20 protein-coding genes are annotated in these 18280 nt (G+C 73.0%); 11 read left to right on the top strand and 9 right to left on the bottom strand.

The features are described from left to right. Window positions 1-4 precede the first annotated feature (4 nt). Window positions 5-802 (top strand): helix-hairpin-helix domain-containing protein, encoded by a 798-nt coding sequence (locus NCI01_RS12800; protein WP_254181869.1) that lies wholly within the window; start codon window positions 5-7, stop codon window positions 800-802. A gap of 32 nt (window positions 803-834) precedes the next feature. On the opposite strand, the gene NCI01_RS12795 is transcribed toward NCI01_RS12800, so the two are convergent. After that, entirely contained in the window at window positions 835-1434 is a 600-nt protein-coding gene (locus NCI01_RS12795) for a LysE/ArgO family amino acid transporter (RefSeq protein WP_254181868.1), read from the bottom strand. Window positions 1435-1506: 72 nt separating this feature from the next. Here NCI01_RS12795 and NCI01_RS12790 point away from each other — a divergent pair, with 72 nt between their 5' ends. Beyond that, entirely contained in the window at window positions 1507-2418 is a 912-nt protein-coding gene (locus NCI01_RS12790; protein WP_254181867.1) for a LysR family transcriptional regulator ArgP, read from the top strand. 121 nt (window positions 2419-2539) lie between these two features. Next, window positions 2540-3346, top strand: a complete 807-nt coding sequence (locus NCI01_RS12785) for a hypothetical protein (protein WP_254181866.1) — start codon at window positions 2540-2542, stop codon at window positions 3344-3346. A 43-nt stretch (window positions 3347-3389) separates the two neighbouring features. Here the strand turns inward: NCI01_RS12785 and NCI01_RS12780 are convergent, their stop codons facing one another. The 3 genes from NCI01_RS12780 to NCI01_RS12770 all read right to left on the bottom strand — a co-directional run bounded on the left by NCI01_RS12780 (window position 3390) and on the right by NCI01_RS12770 (window position 5792). After that, window positions 3390-4151, bottom strand: coding sequence for an amino acid ABC transporter ATP-binding protein (locus NCI01_RS12780; protein WP_254181865.1), 762 nt, complete (start codon window positions 4149-4151; stop codon window positions 3390-3392). Beyond that, complete coding sequence (locus NCI01_RS12775) at window positions 4151-4942, bottom strand: amino acid ABC transporter permease (RefSeq protein WP_254181864.1); 792 nt, start codon at window positions 4940-4942, stop codon at window positions 4151-4153. The genes NCI01_RS12780 and NCI01_RS12775 overlap by 1 nt, the downstream gene beginning before the upstream one ends. A gap of 64 nt (window positions 4943-5006) precedes the next feature. Continuing rightward, window positions 5007-5792: a transporter substrate-binding domain-containing protein gene (locus tag NCI01_RS12770; protein ID WP_254181863.1), complete on the bottom strand. Its 786-nt coding sequence runs from the start codon at window positions 5790-5792 to the stop codon at window positions 5007-5009. 52 nt (window positions 5793-5844) lie between these two features. Here NCI01_RS12770 and NCI01_RS12765 point away from each other — a divergent pair, with 52 nt between their 5' ends. Further along, window positions 5845-6381: a DUF1697 domain-containing protein gene (locus NCI01_RS12765; RefSeq protein ID WP_254181862.1), complete on the top strand. Its 537-nt coding sequence runs from the start codon at window positions 5845-5847 to the stop codon at window positions 6379-6381. Window positions 6382-6390: 9 nt separating this feature from the next. On the opposite strand, the gene NCI01_RS12760 is transcribed toward NCI01_RS12765, so the two are convergent. The 4 genes from NCI01_RS12760 to NCI01_RS12745 form a co-directional block, all read right to left on the bottom strand. Continuing rightward, window positions 6391-6966: an isochorismatase family protein gene (locus NCI01_RS12760; RefSeq protein ID WP_254181861.1), complete on the bottom strand. Its 576-nt coding sequence runs from the start codon at window positions 6964-6966 to the stop codon at window positions 6391-6393. A gap of 86 nt (window positions 6967-7052) precedes the next feature. Then, the gene (locus NCI01_RS12755; protein WP_254181860.1) at window positions 7053-8204 is read right to left on the bottom strand and encodes a methyltransferase domain-containing protein; all 1152 of its coding nucleotides are present in this window, start codon (window positions 8202-8204) and stop codon (window positions 7053-7055) included. 118 nt (window positions 8205-8322) lie between these two features. After that, window positions 8323-11058, bottom strand: coding sequence for a helix-turn-helix transcriptional regulator (locus NCI01_RS12750; RefSeq protein WP_254181859.1), 2736 nt, complete (start codon window positions 11056-11058; stop codon window positions 8323-8325). A gap of 58 nt (window positions 11059-11116) precedes the next feature. Further along, window positions 11117-12418, bottom strand: a complete 1302-nt coding sequence (locus NCI01_RS12745; protein WP_308213219.1) for a nicotinate phosphoribosyltransferase — start codon at window positions 12416-12418, stop codon at window positions 11117-11119. An 18-nt stretch (window positions 12419-12436) separates the two neighbouring features. On the opposite strand from NCI01_RS12745, the gene clpS reads away from it, so the two are divergent. From clpS to NCI01_RS12730, 3 genes are read left to right on the top strand one after another with little or no spacing between them, the layout of a single operon-like run. Then, complete coding sequence (clpS, locus tag NCI01_RS12740) at window positions 12437-12742, top strand: ATP-dependent Clp protease adapter ClpS (protein ID WP_254181858.1); 306 nt, start codon at window positions 12437-12439, stop codon at window positions 12740-12742. Window position 12743: 1 nt separating this feature from the next. Next, the gene (locus NCI01_RS12735; protein ID WP_254181857.1) at window positions 12744-13337 is read left to right on the top strand and encodes a DUF2017 domain-containing protein; all 594 of its coding nucleotides are present in this window, start codon (window positions 12744-12746) and stop codon (window positions 13335-13337) included. Beyond that, a complete protein-coding gene (locus tag NCI01_RS12730) occupies window positions 13334-14539 on the top strand; it encodes a DUF429 domain-containing protein (RefSeq protein ID WP_254181856.1) in 1206 nt (401 codons plus the stop codon). Before NCI01_RS12735 ends, NCI01_RS12730 begins: the two co-directional genes overlap by 4 nt. 15 nt (window positions 14540-14554) lie before the next feature. On the opposite strand, the gene NCI01_RS12725 is transcribed toward NCI01_RS12730, so the two are convergent. After that, window positions 14555-15808: an MFS transporter gene (locus NCI01_RS12725; RefSeq protein ID WP_254181855.1), complete on the bottom strand. Its 1254-nt coding sequence runs from the start codon at window positions 15806-15808 to the stop codon at window positions 14555-14557. A gap of 89 nt (window positions 15809-15897) precedes the next feature. On the opposite strand from NCI01_RS12725, the gene NCI01_RS12720 reads away from it, so the two are divergent. From NCI01_RS12720 to NCI01_RS12705, 4 genes are read left to right on the top strand one after another with little or no spacing between them, the layout of a single operon-like run. Further along, window positions 15898-16356, top strand: coding sequence for a M67 family metallopeptidase (locus NCI01_RS12720; protein ID WP_254181854.1), 459 nt, complete (start codon window positions 15898-15900; stop codon window positions 16354-16356). Further along, complete coding sequence (locus NCI01_RS12715; RefSeq protein ID WP_254181853.1) at window positions 16356-16640, top strand: MoaD/ThiS family protein; 285 nt, start codon at window positions 16356-16358, stop codon at window positions 16638-16640. Before NCI01_RS12720 ends, NCI01_RS12715 begins: the two co-directional genes overlap by 1 nt. A 10-nt stretch (window positions 16641-16650) precedes the next feature. Continuing rightward, window positions 16651-17598, top strand: coding sequence for a PLP-dependent cysteine synthase family protein (locus NCI01_RS12710; RefSeq protein ID WP_254181852.1), 948 nt, complete (start codon window positions 16651-16653; stop codon window positions 17596-17598). A 20-nt stretch (window positions 17599-17618) separates the two neighbouring features. Continuing rightward, window positions 17619-18275, top strand: coding sequence for a DUF3152 domain-containing protein (locus NCI01_RS12705; RefSeq protein ID WP_254181851.1), 657 nt, complete (start codon window positions 17619-17621; stop codon window positions 18273-18275). Window positions 18276-18280 lie beyond the last annotated feature (5 nt).

Raw genomic sequence — 18280 nt, 5'->3', positions numbered from 1 at the left:
ACGCATGATGATCCGCCCGGCCGAGCTGGCCGCGATCAAGGCCGGCACCGTCGACCTCGCGTTCCGTCGGTGGGCGCGCCCGCGGGTGGTGGTCGGCACCCGGATGCGTACGTCCGTCGGCGTCGTCGAGGTGACGAGCGTCGAGCAGGTCAGCGTGTCGAGCCTGCGCGCCGAGGACGCCCGCCGGGCCGGCGCGCCGTCGCTGGCGGCGCTCAAGGAGGCGCTGGCGGCACGCTCGGACGATCCCGCCTGGCGGATCGGGCTGACGTACGCCGGTCCCGACCCGCGCGAGGCGCTGCGGGCGGCCGTGCCGGACGCAGAGGAGATCGCGGCGATCAACGCCCGGCTCGACCGCCTCGACGCGGCGTCGTCCCACGGCGCGTGGACGCGGGAGACGCTCGACCTGATCGACCTCCACCCCACGGTCCGGGCGCCGGACCTCGCCGCCCGGGTGGGCCGCGAGACCGCGGACTTCAAGAAGGACGTGCGCAAGCTCAAGGAGCTCGGTCTCACCGAGTCCCTCGCCATCGGCTACCTGCTGTCGCCGCGGGGCGAGGCCGTCGTCGACGCCGGCCTCCCGGCGCCGCGGCAGCGGGCCCCTCGGGAGTCCGGCACCCCGCTGCCGAGGAACATCGGCGCGCCGGCCACCCGCGCCCTGCGCGAGGTCGGGGTGACGACGCTGGAGCAGGTGGCGGGCCGGACCGCCGCCGAGCTGGCGGCGATCCACGGCGTCGGGCCGATCGCGATCACCCGGCTGCGCGAGGCGCTCGCCGAGAAGGGCCTGGCCTACCGCGACGAGTAGCACCCCGCTCTGCGGGGTGCGCAGGCGTCGGCTCAGTGGACGAGGAGGCCCACGCCGAGGGTGCCCATCACCACGGCGATCGCTGAGTCGAGCACGCGCCAGGCCTTGGGGCGGGCGAAGAGGCCGCGCAGGAGGCGCGCGCCGTAGCCCAGGCCGAAGAACCACAGGAGGCTGGCGACGAGGGTGCCGCCGAGGAACCACCAGCGGTCGGTCCCGAAGCTGTTGGCGACCGTGCCCAGCATCAGCACGGCGTCGAGGTAGAAGTGCGGGTTGAGCCAGGTCAGCGCCAGCGTCAGGAGCACGGCCCGGCCGGGCGTGAGGGCCGTCGCCTCGCCCGTCACCAGCGCTGCCGGGCGCCATGCCCGCATCGCGGCGTGGACGCCGAAGGCGATGAGGTAGAGCCCGCCCAGCACCTGGGCCACGGGCAGGACCGCGGGCCAGCGCTCCAGCACGATCCCCAGGCCGGCGACGCCGGCCGTGATCGCCACGACGTCCGAGACCAGGCAGGTCAGCACGATCGGCAGCACGTGCTCGCCACGGATCCCCTGACGCAGGAGGAAGGCGTTCTGGGCGCCGACGGCGACGATGAGGGCGAGTCCGGTCAGCAGACCGGTGAGAGCAACCTGGAACATGAGGACAACGCTAGGGCGCGTCCGAGGTTCAATCCAGCGAAGGATTCTGAGGAATCATTAGGATCTCTCATTATGAAAGACATCACCCAGCTCGACCCTGTGGCCCTGCGCACACTGGCGGTTGCGGTGCGCCTCGGCACCTTCGAAGCGGCTGCCCGGGAGCTGCACGTCACCCCCTCCGCAGTGAGCCAGCGCATCAAGGCGCTCGAGACCCGGATCGGCCGTGTCCTGCTGCACCGGGTCAAGCCGCTGGAGCCCACCGAGGCCGGCCTGGTGCTGGTGCGCCTGGCCACGCAGACCGAGCTCCTGGAGCGGGAAGCCGTCGCTGAGCTCGTCGAGGAGGCCGACGGCGACGGGACGTCGTACGCCTCGCTCCCGATCGCGGTCAACGCCGACGCGCTCTACGGCTGGTTCGTCGACGCGCTCGCCGAGGTGCAGTCGCGGCACCGCGTGGTCTTCGAGGTGGTGCGGGAGGACCACACCCGCACCGCGGAACGGCTGCGCCGCGGCGAGGTGGTGGCCGCGATCACCGGGGAGCCCAGGCCCGTGCCGGGGTGCCGGGTGGTGCGGCTGGGTCGACTCCGCTACGCCGCGGTCGCCACGCGCGACTTCCACGCGATCCACTTCCCCGACGGCGTCGGGTCCGGTGCGCTGGGGGAGGCGCCGATCGTGGCCTTCGACCGCAGCGACTCGCTCCAGCACGACTTCATCCGCCGGGTGACCCGCCGCCACCTCGCACCGCCGGTGACCTACGTGCCGTCGGTGCGGGAGTTCGACCGGGCGATCCGCGTCGGGATGGGGTGGGGGCTGCTGCCCGAGTCCGACGTGGTCGACCAGCTCGAGCGCGGCGACCTCGTCGAGCTGGTGCCGGGGCGCCGTCCCGAGGTGCCGCTGTTCTGGCAGCACTGGCGGCTCGGGTCGGCGCTCGTCGACGACCTCACCGACGCGGTGGTGGGTGCCGCGCGCGGCTGGATGGCCGGCTGAGGGCGGGCTGGCGCCCGTCGGTCAAGATCTCGTGATTTCCCTGACAGCCCCGGGAGCCGGACCTAGGCTCCGAGCGAGATCGAGCACGGAGCTCGTCTAGGACCTGATCGGGGAACACCCAGTGGCACGTCGTCGAAGTGCACCGTGGGCCGCCGCCCTCTGCGCCGGTCTGGTGCTCACCCTCAACGCCTGCGGCGGATCCGGCGAGGCCGCCGCCACCAAGGCGGACGACTTCATGCTGGAGGGCGAGAAGCTCGAGTCCATCAGCGGCCAGGTCGACGCGATGGGCATCGTCGAGTGGCACGGCCAGCTGCTCACGAAGAACCCGGACAACGGCGGCAAGCGCATCTTCGACCTCGACGGCCGCTACAGCCCGTCGACCGGCTACAGCGAGCTGTCGATGAACTCCGCGATCGGGGGTGCCGTCCAGCAGGTCGACTACCTGGTCGTCGCCGGTCGCACCTACTTCAACAGCGAGGTCTGGGGCCCCAGCGCCGCGGACTGCTGGGCCGACATCACCGACGACGAGCCGCGCAGCTGGGCGCTGCCGACCGACCTCGACCCGACGTGGCCCGTCACCGCCGCACGGGCGGTCAAGCTCGCCGGCGACGGCGTCGCCGTCGGCGTCCCCGCCGCCGCGGTGCTGACCGGCATGCCGCGCGGCCTCTTCCCCTCCGTGCCCGCAGCCCTCGACGGCATCGAGGCCCGGGCGGTCGTCACCCCGCACGGACACCTGGTCGAGGTCGGCGTCGACGTCCTCAACATGTGGAACGCGCTCCCCGAGGAGGAGCTCGCCGCCATCGAGACCCGCAAGGCCGGGTGGTGGGCGATGACGATGAAGGAATCCCCGGACGACACCAGCATCACGCCGCCCAAGCACGTCTTCGACCCGGCCGTCACCCCGCCCAGCCAGTGCAAGCGGGCCTGACCCACCGCCTCCGCGACCGGGACGTCGACCGACGACGGCGGTCCTAGAGCACCTTCGACAGGAACGACTGCGTCCGCTCGTGGCGGGGTGCGGCGAGCACCTCGCGCGGGTCGCCCTCCTCCATGATCACGCCGTCGTCCATGAAGACGAGCTTGTCGCCCACCTCGCGGGCGAAGCCCATCTCGTGGGTCACCACCATCATGGTCATGCCCTCGGAGGCCAGGTCCTTCATGACCGCGAGGACGTCGCCGACCAGCTCGGGGTCGAGCGCCGAGGTGGGCTCGTCGAAGAGCATCATGTCGGGACTCATCGACAACGCGCGGGCGATCGCGACGCGCTGCGACTGCCCGCCGGACAGGTGGGCGGGGTAGGCCGACTCCTTCTCCGCCAGCCCGACCTTCGCCAGGGTGGCGCGGGCCACCTCGACCGCCTCGTCCTTCTTGCGGCCCTTGACCTTCTCCTGCGCGATGGTGAGGTTGCGCAGCACCGTCATGTGCGGGAAGAGGTTGAACTGCTGGAAGACCATCCCGATCCGTGCGCGCAGCTTGTCGACGTCGGCGTCGGGGTCGGTGATCTCGGCGCCCTCCACGAAGATCTTGCCCCTGGTCGGCGTCTCCAGGAGGTTGACGCAGCGCAGCAGGGTCGACTTGCCGGAGCCGGACGGCCCGATCACGCAGACCACCTGGCCGTGCCCGACGTGGAAGTCGATGCCCTTGAGCACCTCGTTGTCACCGAAGCTCTTGTGGAGGTCCTGAACGTCGATCGCCGCGGTCGTGCGGTCGTGCGCGTGGGTCGGGGTGGTCATCAGCGGGCCCTCTCCGCTCGGCTCTCCATGCGGCGTACGACGATCGACAGCGGCACCGTGATCAGCAGGTAGCACAGGCCGATGACGATGATCGGGGTCAGGTTGGCGGCGGTGTTCATGCCTTCGCGGCCGAACTTGGTGAGCTCGTAGTCCTCCAGCGCGAGGCCGAGGATGTAGACGAGCGAGGAGTCCTTGGTGAGCAGGATCAGCTCGTTGGTGAGCGGCGGCAGGATGATCCGGAACGCCTGCGGGACGACCACGCTGATCATGGCCCGGCTGTGGGACATGCCCAGCGACCTGGCGGCCTCCATCTGCCCCTTCGGCACCGCCTGGATGCCGGCACGGATCGTCTCGGCCATGTAGGCGCCGCCGACGAGCCCCAGCGCCAGGGTGACGATGCCGAGGTTGCCGAAGGGGATCTGACGGTCGGGGAAGGCGAGGCTGAAGCCGACGCTGAGCGCGATGAACACCACCAGGGCCGGCAGGCCACGGAAGAGCTCGATGATGCCGGTGGCGATCCACCGGTAGGGGCCCACGGTGGACAGGCGCATCAGGGCCAGGACGAGCCCGAGCACCAGGCCGAACGTGAACCCGCACGCGGTGTAGATGAGCGTGTTCTTCAGCGCGATCGTGATGACGTCCGGGAACTGCGCCTTCACGACCTCCCAGTCCCAGAACGCCCGCTGGAGCTGGTCCCAGTCAGCGACCAGGAAGATCCCGACCAGGACGAGCACGAGGACGGCGTACTGGACGTAGCGCAGCCGCGCGGCACGCTGGCGGGGACTCGCCATGGATCACTCCTGTCAGGGCACGGACGGTGGGCCTGGTCGCTCCGCAGAGCTCATTCCGGGGAGGTCACTCCGGAGCGGTGCCGAACCACTTCTCGTATGCCGCGTCGTAGTCGTCGCTGGCGATGGCGTCGTTGACGATGCTGAGGAGCTCGTCGTTGCCGTCCTTCTTCACCGAGAAGCCGTAGACGTCGCCGGTCTCGAACTCCGCGCCGACCTCGACGTCGGGGTTCTGGCTGGCGAAGTAGTTGAGCAGGCCGTTGTCGTTGACACCGGCGTCGGCCTTGCCGGTCTTGACGGCCTGCTGCATCAGGGCGGAGTCCTCGAAGGAGACGATCTTCGCGTCCTCCGGGGCGTTCTCGCGGGTGAAGTCGGCGCCGGTGGTCGCGTCCTGCACGGCGATGGTCTTGCCGGCCAGGTCGTCGAGCGTCGTGTAGCCGGCGCCGGCCTTCATCAGCAGCGCCTGCTTGGCCTCGAAGTACTGCTCGGAGAAGTCCATGACGGCCTCGCGCTCGGGCGTGATCGACATCGCGCCCGCGGCGACGTCGCACTGCCCGGTGTTGAGCGCCTCGCCGGAGACGATGGTCTCCCAGCCGATGTCGACGACCTTGGTGTCCCAGCCCTCGGCGTCGGCGGCGATCTTGAGCACGTCGACGTCGAAGCCGACGACCTCGCCGCCCTCGGTGAACTCGAAGGGCTCGTAGGGCAGGTGGGTGCAGATGGTCAGCGTGCCGCCCTCGACGAGCGTGACGCCTGACTCGGTGGTGGTGGAGGTGTCGTCCTTCGCGCACCCCGCCGCGAGCAGGGTGAGAGCGGCGAGGCTGGTCCCGATGGCACGTGCACGAGTGTTCATGGGAACAACCCTAGACCTGCCGCGCCCCGGGCTCGACGGGCATGATCGAGCCGTGCCCACCTACGTCGCCTTCCTGCGCGCCATCAACCTCGGCGCGACGCGCAAGTTCCCCAAGGACGCCATCAAGGCGGCCACCGAGTCCGCCGGGGGGACGGACGTCGAGACCTACATCAACACCGGCAACGTCCGCCTGACCCACCCGGCGCGGTCGGCGGCGCAGGTCCAGCAGGCGCTGGAGGTGGCCTACGCCGCCGCGGCGGGCTTCGACGTCCCGACGGTCGTGTTCACGACGAAGGACCTCGCCGCGCTCACGGCGCGCGCCGAGGAGCTGCACGCCGAGCACGACCCGGCAGGGCAGCACTACGTGACGCTGTACGCCGCCGCGCCTCCCGCCGCGGCCGTCGAGGCGGCGCACGCCCTCGAGCACGACGGCGAGGTGGTCGTCGTCGACGGCCGGGCGGCCTACGTGCTGCTCGACGGCAACATCCACACCTCCCGGCTCCTCGCGTCCAAGGAGCTCGCGGCGCTCGGCCAGGGCACGGCGCGCACGGTCAAGGTGCTGCGCACGGTCACCGAGAAGTGGTGCTGACCCGCGACCTCAGGCGATCTCGACGCCGGCGCCGGCCAGCTCGGTGATCGCGGCGGCCGTCGACTCCTCCGCGACCCCGGCGCACAGGGCGGTCAGCACCCGGGTCGTGAAGCCGGCGCCCGCGCTGTCGAGGGCGGTCGCGCGCACGCAGTGGTCGGTGGCGATGCCGCACACGTCGACCTCCGCCACCTCCCGGGCCCGCAGCCAGTCGGCCAGCGGCTCGCCCGACGACGTACGCCCCTCGAAGCCGCTGTAGGCCGCCTCGTGCTCGCCCTTGAAGAACACCTCGTCGAAGGGCTGCGGGTCGAGGTTGGGGTGGAAGGCCGCCCCCTCGGTGCCGACCTTGCAGTGCACCGGCCATGACTCGACGAAGTCGGGCTTCACCGACCAGTGCGAACCGGGGTCGACGTGGTGGTCCTTGGTGGCGACGACGACGTCGTAGGCGGGTGCGTCGTCCCCGCGCGCGTGCCAGCGGTGCAGCAGGTCGTTGATGTCGGCCGCCACCCGGGCGCCGCCGGCGACGGGCAGCGACCCGCCCTCGCAGAAGTCGTTCTGGACGTCGACGACGATGAGGGCGCGGGCCATGGACCGAGGCTAGCGGGCGGCGCGCGCGTGAGCAGCCCTCCCGCCTCGCGGCGGGAGGGCTGTCCCGGGGACCCCCGGCGCCGGCGTCAGCGGCGGGTCGCGGTGACGATGCGGTACTCCCAGTCGCAGACCAGGCCCTCGCCCACGCCGCGGTCGTGCGACTCGGCGAGCGCGACCAGGTCGGCCCGGAGCGCGGCGCGCCCCTGGTCGTCCAGCCGGCCGGCCGCCGCGAAGGTGGGTCCGTAGTAGGTGAGGAACAGGTCGGCGAACCCGGCACCGTCGGCGAAGCGCTGGGTGACCGTGGCGGTCACCGACCGGACGTCGGTGACGCCGTCGCCGAGCAGCCCGGCGACGACCTCCTCGGTGCCCCAGCGGGTGGCGGGCTGGGCGCCCGGCGGGGGCGAGACGTGTGCGCCCACCGTCCGGAGGATGCCGCCGACGAAGCCCTCGGGCGTCCAGCTCGCCAGCCCGATCCGGCCGCCCGGGCGGGTCACCCGGACCAGCTCGCGCGCGGCGGCGTCGTGGTCGGCGGCGAACATGACGCCGATCGCCGACATCACGACGTCGAACGAGGCGTCCTCGAAGGGGAGGTCCTCGGCGGCGGCCTCGTCCAGCTCGACGACGAGGTCCTCCGCCTCCGCGCGGCGCCGGGCGATCTCGAGGAGGGCGGGCACGTAGTCGATGCCGACGGACGCGGCCGACCGGCGCGCGGCGGCCAGGGCGACGTGGCCCGTGCCGGTCGCGACGTCGAGCACCCGGTCGGTCGGACTGACGCCGACGTGGTCGACGAGGTGCTCCGACACGGGCACCGTCAGGGCGGCGATCTTGTTGTAGTCCCCGCTGCTCCAGACCTGCTGCTGCTTGGCACGCAGCTCGGTGAGGTCCGGGGTGCTCGTGGTGGTGCTGGTTGTGGTGCTGGTGGTGGTGCTGGTCATGCTGGTTCCTTTCGTGGTGCCGTCCGGCGTCTCCTGTGCGCCGGCGACGGACGTGGTGGCCGCCGAGACGTGCTCGAGCCGGAGTCCGGCCCGCCCCACCGCCTCGGTGACCAGGGCGACCGAGTCGGCCTCGTAGAGCAAGAAGCACGTCTCGTCCTCGGGGACGAAGAGCGACTGCACGTAGCGCACCGGTCGACCCTCCCGGGTCAGGTCGGCGACGGCCCGTTCCGCCAGCGCGACGTGGTGCCGCGCGACGGCGTGGTCGCCCAGGGCGACGTAGAGCTCGACGAGGTACTCGGCCATGGCTCCACGGTGCGCGCCGCGGGAGGGTGTCCGAAACTGCGGATGACCCGAGGAAATGACCCCGGGACAACCCCAGTTGACAGCCCCGGCCCGCTCCCCGGGGACGGACCGTCGACGATCAGCCGAGCGCGTCGTCGAGCTCGACGAGGCGTGGCGCGAGCTCCATCCGGGAGCGGATGCCCAGCTTGGTGTAGGCGTTGCGCAGGTGGAACTCCACCGTGCTGACGGTGACCACCAGGGCCCGGGCGATCTCCTTGTTGGCCAGTCCCTGCGCAGCGAGGTCGGCCACCCGGCGCTCGGTCGTGGTGAGCCGTCCGGGGGAGCTGGGGCGGCGGGCGCCGACCCGCTCGAGGTCGGCGCGCGCGGCGGCCGCCCAGCCGGGCGCACCCTGCTCGTCGAACAGCCGCACGGCGCGGTCGAGCGAGTCGCGGGCCCCGCCCCACTTGCGAGCCCGGCGCTGGGCGCGGCCGAGGGCCAGCCAGGTCCGGGCCGCCTCGGCCGCGAGACCGCGCTCGTCGTACGCCGCGGCGACGGCTGCCAGCGTCCGCGCCTCGGAGTCGGCCCACCCGGCGGCGAGGGAGACCGTCGCGGCGCCGCGGCCCGCGGTGAGCCGGGCCCACGCGTGGTCCTGCAGGTCGGCGGCCTCGCGCACGGCGTCGACGACCTCGCCCGCCTCGTCGAGGTGGCCGACGTCGACGAGCGCCTCGACGAGGTCGGGGGCGGCGGGGAACGCACCCGGGTCGAGCACCCCCTGGTCGCGGGTGTGCGCCCAGACCGCGCGCAGGTGCTCGACCGCCTCCTCGGCGCGGTGGTCGAGCAGGGCCGCCACGCCCAGGGCCCGGGTGGCCTCCAGCCAGTCCCACCGGACACCCGTCTCCTCGGCCTGGGCGACGGCCCGCTGGCCCCACTCGCGTGCCGCGGTCGCGTCGCCCCGTCCGGCGGCGAGCAGGCTGCGGCACCGCTCGTACATCGGCCAGTGGAGCAGGCTGCTGTCGATCGAGGCGGCCCACTCGTCGAGCAGCTCCGCGGCGTCGTCCCACCGGCCCAGGCGCAGCTCCAGCTCGCACAGGTGCAGCCGGGCCAGCGCGTAGGGACTGGGCTCGCCGCGGTCGGCGGCCAGCGCGCGGAACGCCTCGAACCGCTCCCGGGCAGGGCCGGGCTCGCCCCGCCACACGTGCTGCTGCCCGGCCACCCGCGCCGGGGTCCGGGCGAGGTAGGTCGAGCCGCACGCGAGCGCCTCGTAGCGCTCGAGCAGGTCGTCGACGGGCCGCCCACGCAGTGCCGAGGTCCACACCCGCGTGTAGAGCGCCAGCCGCTGGTCACCGCCGGAGCCGCTCGCCGAGGCCGCGACGGCCTCAGCCGCCCGGGCGTCGGCGACGGCGACGTTGCGGACCTCGATGACCGCCTCGTTCTCCGCCAGGTGGCACAGCACCCGCAGCCGCAGGGCGTGGTCGTCGCCGGCCTCGTCGAGCGCGCGCTGCAGGAGGGCGAGGATGTCGTCGTTGCCGTGCACCACACCGCCGGTGAGGAGCACGTGGGCGCGCACCCGGTCGGCGCGGTCGGGCAGGCTCGCCGCCCTCGGTGCCAAGAGCTCGGTGAGGCGCTGCTTCTCGCCGGCCATCTGCAGCAGCTTGGCCAGGAGCATCACGCGTCCCGCGTCCTCGTCGCCGGGCGGTGTGAGGCGGAGGGCGTGGCCGGCGAGGTCGGCGGCGAGCCGGATGGCGCCCCGGGCGGTGGCTCGCGCGACGGCGCCGTCGAGGCGTCCGGCGAGTGCCCGGTCGGGTTCCGTCGCCGCCAGGGCCAGGTGCAGCACCCGGCGCTGGTCGTCGGAGACCACGGCGGCCAGGTCGGTGTGGAGACGTCGTACGTCCTCCGCCGACGCCGCCCGCCGCGCCGCCTCGGCGAGCAACGGGTGCGCCGGCCGGACGCGGTCCCCGTCGAGGTCGACGACGCCGGTGGCGGACGCGTGCTCCAGCGTGTCGGACCCGGCCAGCTCCCGCGCCTGCGGGGCGCGCAGGTCGGCAGCGAGGGCCAGTGCGAGGAGCAGCCGCCGCGTGGTCGGGTCGAGGTCGGCGACCCGGAGGCCGAGGAGGTCCTCGACGGCGTCGGGCACGGGCAGCTCGTCGCCGATCGTCGCCGGGTCGCGGCCGGCGAGCAGCCGGCCGACCTCCAGCGCGAAGAGCGGGTTGCCCAGGGTGGTGTCGTAGACGCGACGGAGCAGGTGGTGGGGGAGCCGGAGGCCGAGGCGGGACGCGAGGATCTGCCGCGTGCCGCCGAGCGTCGTCGCGCGCACGACGAGCCGGTCGACGCGCTCGTCGCCGAAGGCCCGCTCCACGGGGCTGAGGGGGCCGGGGCGGCGGGCGAGGAGGAGGGTCACGCCGTCCTGGAGCCGGCGTCCGGCGTAGGCCAGCGCGGCCTGCGAGGAGCGGTCCAGCCACTGCACGTCGTCGACCGCGACCAGGAGGTGCTGCTCGCGGGCGAGGGAGCGCAGGGCCGAGAGCAGCGCGAGCGAGACCACCTGGTCGGTGGGCGGGTGCTCACCGGGCTCGGCCCGGTAGAGCGCCACCTCCAGCGCGTGCAGCTGGGGCGGGGGGACCGACGCCAGCTCGTCGACGGCGACCTCGTCGAGCAGGTCGATCAGCCCGGCGAACGGCAGCCCGGTCTCGGACGCACTGGCCCGGGCGGCCAGGACGCGCACCCCGCGGTCGCGGCACCGGGCCAGTCCGTGCTCCCACAGGCTGGTCTTGCCGACGCCCGGTTCACCCTCGAGCACCAGGGCCCGCACCGAGGTCGGCTCGCGGTCGAGCACCTCGGCGATCATCGCGAGCTCGGCGTCGCGCGCGACGAGACCCATCTCGGCATGATGGCAGCCGACGGGCCCCGGTCGCACCGGGAAAAGGTCCCTCAGCCGGTCACGGGCCGAGGTGGACCGTCGGGATCACCGGCTCACCGGCCGACATCATGGTCACCGAGCGGGGCAGCTCGGCCACCGAGGCGCGGTGGCGAGCGCGGGCCTCCTCGAGGGTGGCGCGGCCGACGACCTCCCCGTCGCGCACGAGCGGCACGAGGAGGGGGCGGTCGTCGCCGTCGTCCTCGGGCACCGCGCCGATCCCGACGACCTCCGCCTCGGCCACGCCGCTGGGACCCCGCCGGCGCAGGGCGTACTTCCGTCCGCCGATCGAGATCTTGTCCGTCGACTTCTTCGCCACCGACACCAGCTCGCCGTCCGCGTCCTCACGTGCCACGAGCTTGTAGACGAAGCCGCACGTCGGGTGGCCCGAGCCGGTGACCAGCTGGGTCCCCACCCCGTAGGCGTCGACCGGCGCGGCCGCGAGGGCGGCGATGGCGTGCTCGTCGAGGTCGCTGGTGACGACGATCCTGGTCGCGCTCGCGCCGAGCTCGTCGAGCTGGGCGCGCACGTCACGCGCGACCTCGCCGAGGTCGCCGGAGTCCAGGCGGACCGCCCCGAGGCCCGTGCCGGCCACCTCGACGGCGAGGCGGACGGCCTCGGCGACGTCGTAGGTGTCGACCAGCAGTGTCGTGCCGACCCCGAGGGTCTGCACCTGGGCGCGGAACGCGTCGGCCTCGGCGTCGTGGAGCAGGGTGAAGGAGTGGGCGGCGGTGCCGGTGGACGGCACTCCGTAGAGGGCGCGCGCGGCCAGGTTGCTGGAGGCGTCGAAGCCGGCGACGTACGCCGCCCTGGCGGCCGCGACCGCCGCCTGCTCGTGGGTGCGGCGCGACCCCATCTCGATGCACGGCCGGTCGCCGGCCGCCAGCGTCATCCGCGACGCGGCCGACGCGATCGCGGAGTCGTGGTTGTAGATCGAGAGCAGGACGGTCTCGAGGAGGACCGCCTCGGCGAACGTCCCCTCGACCACCAGGAGCGGCGAGTAGGGGAAGTACGCCTCGCCCTCGGCGTAGCCCCAGACGTCGCCGGAGAAGCGGTAGGAGGCCAGCCAGTCGAGCATGTCGGGGTCGACGACGCCCTCGAGCGCGGCCACGGCGGCGGCGTCGAAGCAGAAGTCCTCGATCGCGTCCAGCGCCCTCCCGACCCCGGCCACGACGCCGTACCGCCGTCCCGGCGGGAGCCGCCGCGGGAAGAGCTCGAAGACCGCTCTCCGGTCCGCCGTGCCGGACTGTCGCGCCGCCTGGACCATGGTCAGCTCGTAGTGGTCGGTCAGGAGCGCCGTGGACGTACGGGGTGGGCTCGTCACGACCGACACTGTGCCACGATGGACCTCGTGTCAGCCGCCAGTCCCGTAGAGGTCGAGCCGACCCTGACCCCCGACGAGATCACCTTCCTGGCCAAGCCGTGGGTGACGCTCGTGTGGGACGACCCGGTCAACCTGATGTCCTACGTCTCCTACGTGTTCCAGAAGTACTTCGGCTACGACAAGGCCAAGGCCGAGAAGCTCATGCTGGAGGTGCACACCGAGGGCAGGTCGGTGGTCTCGACGGGCACGCGCGAGGAGATGGAGCGCGACGTGCAGGCCATGCACGAGTACGGGCTCTGGGCGACGATGGAGAAGGCGTCCTGAGGTGAGCGGCTTCGAGCGACACCGCAGGTCCGGCCACGTCATCGCCACCTTCACCGGCTTCGAGGCGGACCTCCTGCGCTCCCTCGCCTCGCAGATGGTCGAGCTCCTGCGCAACGAGCGCGCCGAGCCCGCGGCACCGACCGCCGACGCGTTCGAGGCGATGATGACCGAGTTCTCGGGCGCGACGACGATCCCCGACGACCCGGTGCTCGCGCGGCTCTTCCCGACCGCCTACCCCGACGACGAGGAGTCGGCCGCCGACTTCCGCCGCTTCACCGAGGGCGGGCTGCGCGACGGCAAGGCCGCGGCCGCCGGCGCGATCATCGACACCCTGGAGGAGGCCGGCCTCCCGCCCGAGCTGACCGAGGACGGCCTCGTCATCGACGTCGAGCTGACCCACGCCGAGGCCGAGACCTGGATGCGCGCCTTCACCGACATCCGGCTCGCGCTCGCCACCCGGCTCGGCGTCGAGGCCGGCGACGAGCACTACTGGCACTCGCTCCCCGACGACGACCCGCGCGCCCAGGCGCACGACATCTACGAGTGGGTCGGCTACCTGCAGGAGACCGTGGTCGAGGCGCTGACCGCCGGATGACCCCGGTCCCCGACTTCGTCGTGGCGATCCGGGACAAGATCGGCCACGACCCGCTGTGGCTGCCCGGCGTCACCGCCGTCGTACGTCGCGGGGACCAGGTGCTGCTCGTGCGGCGCGCCGACAACGGTCACTGGACGCCGGTCACCGGGATCCCCGACCCGGGGGAGGAGCCCGCGATCGCCGCGGCCCGCGAGGCGCTGGAGGAGACCGGTGTCCGGGTCCGGGTGGACCGGCTGGCTGCGACCGGCGTCCACGGCGAGATCGTGCACGACAACGGCGACCGGGCGACCTACCTCGACCTGACCTTCGCCTGCACGTGGCTCGACGGCGAGGCCCACGTGGCCGACGACGAGTCGAGCGACGTGCGGTGGTGGCCGCTGTCGGCCCTGCCGCCGATGAGCGAGATCATGACCGCGCGGATCGACGCCGCGACGAGCGGCGAGACCGCGGCCCGGTTCGTCGCCCCGGCCGGTTCGCTCGACGACGAGCCACCGCCCGTCCTCGCACCGCCGGCGCCCGTGCTCGGCGTCGACGCCTGTCCGGCCGGGTGGGTCGGGGTGGTCATCGACCCGCAGCGCCGGACCTCGGTCTTCGTCGCGCCCGACATCACCGGCCTCGTTGAGCTCGTCCGCGAGCACCACGACGTCCCCGTCGTCGCCGTCGACATCCCGATCGGGCTGCCCGACACGGGCGGGCGGCTGGCCGACGCCGAGGCCCGGCGGGCGCTCGTCGGCAAGTCGTCGTCGGTCTTCTCCACCCCCGTGCGGGCCGCGGTCGAGGCCGCGACCTACGAGGAGGCCCGGGCGGCCAACCTCGCGGCGACCGAGGGACGCACCAGCGTCAGCGCCCAGGCCTACGCGTTGCGCGAGAAGGTGCTGCAGGTCGACGCGTGGGTCCGGGGACGGCCCGGGGCACGGGTGATCGAGGTGCACCCCGAGGTGAGCTTCGCCCGGATGGCCGGCGCGCCCCTGCTCGCGCGCAAGAAGGACGCCGACGGCGTCCGCGCCCGCCGCGAGGCGCTCGCCGCCCACGGGATCGTGGCCCCGGCGTGGTTCCGCGGGGCCGGCTTCGGCGAGGACGACCTGCTCGACGCGTGCGCCGTCGCCTGGACCGCCGTACGCCACGCGCTCGGGGTCTCCGAGTCCTACCCCGAGGTGCCGGAGGTCTTCTCCGACGGGATCCCCGCGGCGATCTGGGTCTGAGCCGGCCGGCCCTCGTCAGCCGGAGTGCGTGAGCACGCCGTAGCGCTCGCGCGAGGCGAGCGCCCAGCGGGAGGCGGGGACCGAGACGAGGGCCAGGCCCAGCATCAGCCCGGCCAGCACCAGCCAGCCGGTCTCGCCCATCTCGACGCAGAGCAGCGTCACGACCGGCGGGCCGATGACGGCGATCACGCTGAAGCCGAGCCCGGCGAAGCCCTGGTACTGGCCCTGCCGCTCGTGGGGCGCCAGGCCCATCTGCAGGCCCCACTGGCCTCCGGAGCCGATCATCTCGCCGACGACGTGCACCAGCGACCCGACGACGAGCACGACGATCGCGAACGTGGCGTCACCGCGGTCGGCGAGGGCCACGATGGTGAAGCCGGCGGCGATCCACACGGCGCCGCGGACGAGCGCCCTCGCGCCGGCCTCGACCGACTCCGCCCGGCGTGAGAGCCGCACCTGGAAGAGCGCGACGCAGGCGGTGTTGAGGATCAGCAGGATGGCGACCATCACCGGCGGAGCCGCCGTGCGCTCGGAGATGTAGAGCGCCAGGCCGAGCTCCATGACGAAGAAGTGGAGGGAGAAGAGTCCCGTCAGCGCGACCACGACGACGTAGGGCCAGTCGCGCAGCACGGCGAGCCGCGGCTCGCCCTCCAGCCGGACGTAGGCCGGGAGGTCCGGCAGCCGGGTGGTGTTCCAGGCGGCGAAGCCGGTGAAGACCGCGTTGAGCACGAACACCGAGACGTAGGCCCATGACTCGTCCACCACGAGCGCGGCACCGCCGAAGACCGAGCCCAGGCCGATCGCGGTGTTGGTCACGGCTCGCAGGTAGGCCTTGAACTGCACGCCGCGCCCACCGGTGGCGAGCTGGGCGATGACACCCTGCTGAACGGAGCCGGCCGAGCGCTCGAAGAGGGTGAGCAGGGCCAGCAGCAGCGCGAGCTGCCACGGCGTACGCGCCAGGACCGGCAGCGCGCTCACCAGGGCGGCGCCCGCCATGAAGACCGTCAGGACGCGGCGTGGCCCGTGGCTGTCGCCGAGCTGCCCGGCCGGCACCTGGACGAGGATGCCGACGACGGCGGCGACCGCCAGCGCGAGCGCGACCTCGGCCGCGGTGAAGCCCACCTGCCGGGTGAAGTAGAGGGCGCTGGTCGTCATGACCGCCCCGGCGCCGAAGCGGTTGGCGAACGAGCCGAGCGCGAGGACGCGCAGGTCACGCTCGAGGGGGATGCCGCGGCGGGTCAGTGGCGCCTGCGCCTGCGGCAACGACATGAAGCTCCCCCTCGTGAACTCTCTCGACGTCAAGACTATGTCGTGAGACGCGTCGGGGTCGCATCGAGGGTCTGCCTACCCTTGACGGCGTGCTGACCATCGCCCAGGAGATCTTCGACGCCATCGTGGCGCACGCCAAGCGCGACCATCCCGACGAGGCGTGTGGCGTCGTCGCGGGACCCGAGGGCAGCGACCGTCCCGTGCGCTTCATCCCGATGGTCAACGCCGCCGGCAGCCCCACGTTCTACGAGTTCGACTCCACCGAGCTGCTGCAGCTCTACAAGGACATGGACGCCCGCGACGAGGAGCCGGTGGTCGTCTACCACTCCCACACCGCCACGGAGGCCTACCCGAGCCGCACCGACATCGGGCTCGCGAGCGAGCCCAACGCCCACTACGTGCTCGTGAGCACACGCGCGCACGGGAATAGTGGGGGCCCGGTGGAGTTCAGGTCCTACAGAATCATCGACGGTGTCGTGACCGAGGAACAGGTCACCATCGTCCCCCTGACGAACCCCCAGCAGACCGAGGAAGCGAGCACCCCCTGATGGCCATCGAGGTCCGGATCCCCACCATCCTGCGCACCTACACCGACGGCGCCAAGGCCGTCGAGGGAGCGGGCGGCACGCTGTCCGCCCTGATCGACGACCTCGAGGGCAACCACCCCGGGATCAAGGACCGCCTCGTCGAGGACAAGTCCGGCTCGATCGACCTGCGGCGCTTCGTCAACGTCTACATCAACGACGAGGACGTCCGCTTCATCGGCGGCCTCGACGCCGAGCTGTCCGACGGCGACCAGGTCGTGGTGCTGCCCGCCGTCGCCGGAGGCTGATCCGCCCGCGATGCGTTTCGACAGCCTGCTGGAGTCGGTCGGCAACACCCCGGTCGTGGGCCTGCCGCGGCTCTCGCCCAGCCCCGACGTACGCCTCTGGGCCAAGCTGGAGGACCGCAACCCGACCGGCTCCATCAAGGACCGCCCGGCCCTGAAGATGATCGAGCAGGCGGAGAAGGACGGCACCCTCCGTCCCGGCTGCACGATCCTCGAGCCCACCAGCGGCAACACCGGCATCTCGCTCGCCATGGCGGCCAAGCTCAAGGGCTACCGCATCGTCTGCGTCATGCCGGAGAACACCTCCGAGGAGCGGCGCCAGCTGCTGCGGATGTGGGGAGCGGAGATCGTCTCCTCACCCGCGGCCGGCGGGTCCAACGAGGCCGTCCGGGTCGCCAAGCAGGTCGCGGGGGAGCACCCCGACTGGGTGATGCTCTACCAGTACGGCAACGAGGCCAACGCCCTCGCGCACGAGGAGGGCACCGGCCCCGAGCTCCTCGCCGACCTCCCCGGGATCACCCACTTCGTCGCCGGTCTCGGCACGACCGGCACGCTCATGGGCGTCTCCCGCTACTTCCGCGGCGCCAAGCCCGACGTACGGATCGTGGCCGCCGAGCCGCGCTACGGCGAGCTCGTCTACGGCCTGCGCAACCTCGACGAGGGCTTCGTCCCCGAGCTCTACGACGCCTCGCTGATCGACTCCCGCTTCAGCGTCGGACCGCGCGACGCCGTACGCCGCGTGCGCGAGCTGCTCGAGCTCGAGGGAATCTTCGCCGGCATCTCCACCGGCGCGATCCTGCACGCCGCGCTGGGGCAGGCCGCCAAGGCCGTCAAGGCGGGGGAGCGCGCCGACATCGCCTTCGTCGTGTGCGACGGCGGCTGGAAGTACCTCTCGACCGGCGCCTACGAGGGCACCGTCGACGAGGCGGAGGACCGGCTCGACGGTCAGCTCTGGGCCTGATCCGGGCCTAGGCTGGGGCGATGGACCGAGCGCCCCGCCCCGTGCGCGTCCTCGCCGCGGTGGCGCCGCTCGTCCTGGCGCTGCTGGCGATCGTCACCACGCCGGTCCACGCGACGGTCGAGGACGCCCGTGAGCACCGGCGGGCCGCCGCAGCCCCGACGACGCCCGCCGTGGCGACGTACGCCGTCCCGGTGAGCCGCCGCGTCACCTACTCCGTCACCACCCGCGGCCGGGTGAGCGCGCCGATGAAGGTGTTCCGGCGGCAGGCGCAGGAGACCTTCGACCACCCGCGTGGCTGGCGGGCCGGTGGCGTGCAGCTCCGCCGGGTGCGGCGGGGCGGCGACTTCACGCTGGTGCTCGCGGCTCCCGGGACGCTGCCGTCCTTCTCGCCCGGCTGCTCGGTGCGGTGGTCGTGCCGGGTCGGGCGACACGTCGTGATCAACCAGCTGCGCTGGCGCCACGCCTCTCCTGCCTGGAACGCGGCCGGTCGGTCGTTGCGCGGCTACCGCCACCTGGTCGTCAACCACGAGACCGGCCACTGGCTGGGCCGCGCTCACACGTCGTGCCGCGGACGCGGCCGGGCGCCGGTGATGATGCAGCAGTCCAAGGGCACCGGCAGGTGCCGCTTCAACCCGTGGCCCCTGCCATGGGAGGCCGCGGCGGTCAGACGACGCTGACCGCC

This window comes from Nocardioides pinisoli (assembly GCF_024199985.1).
GTDB lineage: Bacteria > Actinomycetota > Actinomycetes > Propionibacteriales > Nocardioidaceae > Nocardioides > Nocardioides pinisoli.
The sequence above is the reverse complement of the archived record's forward strand: the minus strand, read 5'-3'. Positions and strand labels throughout refer to the sequence as shown.

Coding starts and splice junctions, on each gene's coding strand:
- NCI01_RS12800 (WP_254181869.1), top strand. CDS start 5: ATGATGATCCGCCCGGCCGAGCTGGCCGCGATCAAGGCCGGCACCGTC.
- NCI01_RS12715 (WP_254181853.1), top strand. CDS start 16,356: ATGGCCATCGAGGTCCGGATCCCCACCATCCTGCGCACCTACACCGAC.
- NCI01_RS12780 (WP_254181865.1), bottom strand. CDS start 4,151: ATGACCACCCCGACCCACGCGCACGACCGCACGACCGCGGCGATCGAC.
- NCI01_RS12730 (WP_254181856.1), top strand. CDS start 13,334: ATGACCCCGGTCCCCGACTTCGTCGTGGCGATCCGGGACAAGATCGGC.
- NCI01_RS12750 (WP_254181859.1), bottom strand. CDS start 11,058: ATGGGTCTCGTCGCGCGCGACGCCGAGCTCGCGATGATCGCCGAGGTG.
- NCI01_RS12795 (WP_254181868.1), bottom strand. CDS start 1,434: ATGTTCCAGGTTGCTCTCACCGGTCTGCTGACCGGACTCGCCCTCATC.
- clpS (WP_254181858.1), top strand. CDS start 12,437: ATGGACCTCGTGTCAGCCGCCAGTCCCGTAGAGGTCGAGCCGACCCTG.
- NCI01_RS12710 (WP_254181852.1), top strand. CDS start 16,651: ATGCGTTTCGACAGCCTGCTGGAGTCGGTCGGCAACACCCCGGTCGTG.
- NCI01_RS12775 (WP_254181864.1), bottom strand. CDS start 4,942: ATGGCGAGTCCCCGCCAGCGTGCCGCGCGGCTGCGCTACGTCCAGTAC.
- NCI01_RS12760 (WP_254181861.1), bottom strand. CDS start 6,966: ATGGCCCGCGCCCTCATCGTCGTCGACGTCCAGAACGACTTCTGCGAG.
- NCI01_RS12725 (WP_254181855.1), bottom strand. CDS start 15,808: ATGTCGTTGCCGCAGGCGCAGGCGCCACTGACCCGCCGCGGCATCCCC.
- NCI01_RS12790 (WP_254181867.1), top strand. CDS start 1,507: ATGAAAGACATCACCCAGCTCGACCCTGTGGCCCTGCGCACACTGGCG.
- NCI01_RS12770 (WP_254181863.1), bottom strand. CDS start 5,792: ATGAACACTCGTGCACGTGCCATCGGGACCAGCCTCGCCGCTCTCACC.
- NCI01_RS12755 (WP_254181860.1), bottom strand. CDS start 8,204: ATGGCCGAGTACCTCGTCGAGCTCTACGTCGCCCTGGGCGACCACGCC.
- NCI01_RS12705 (WP_254181851.1), top strand. CDS start 17,619: ATGGACCGAGCGCCCCGCCCCGTGCGCGTCCTCGCCGCGGTGGCGCCG.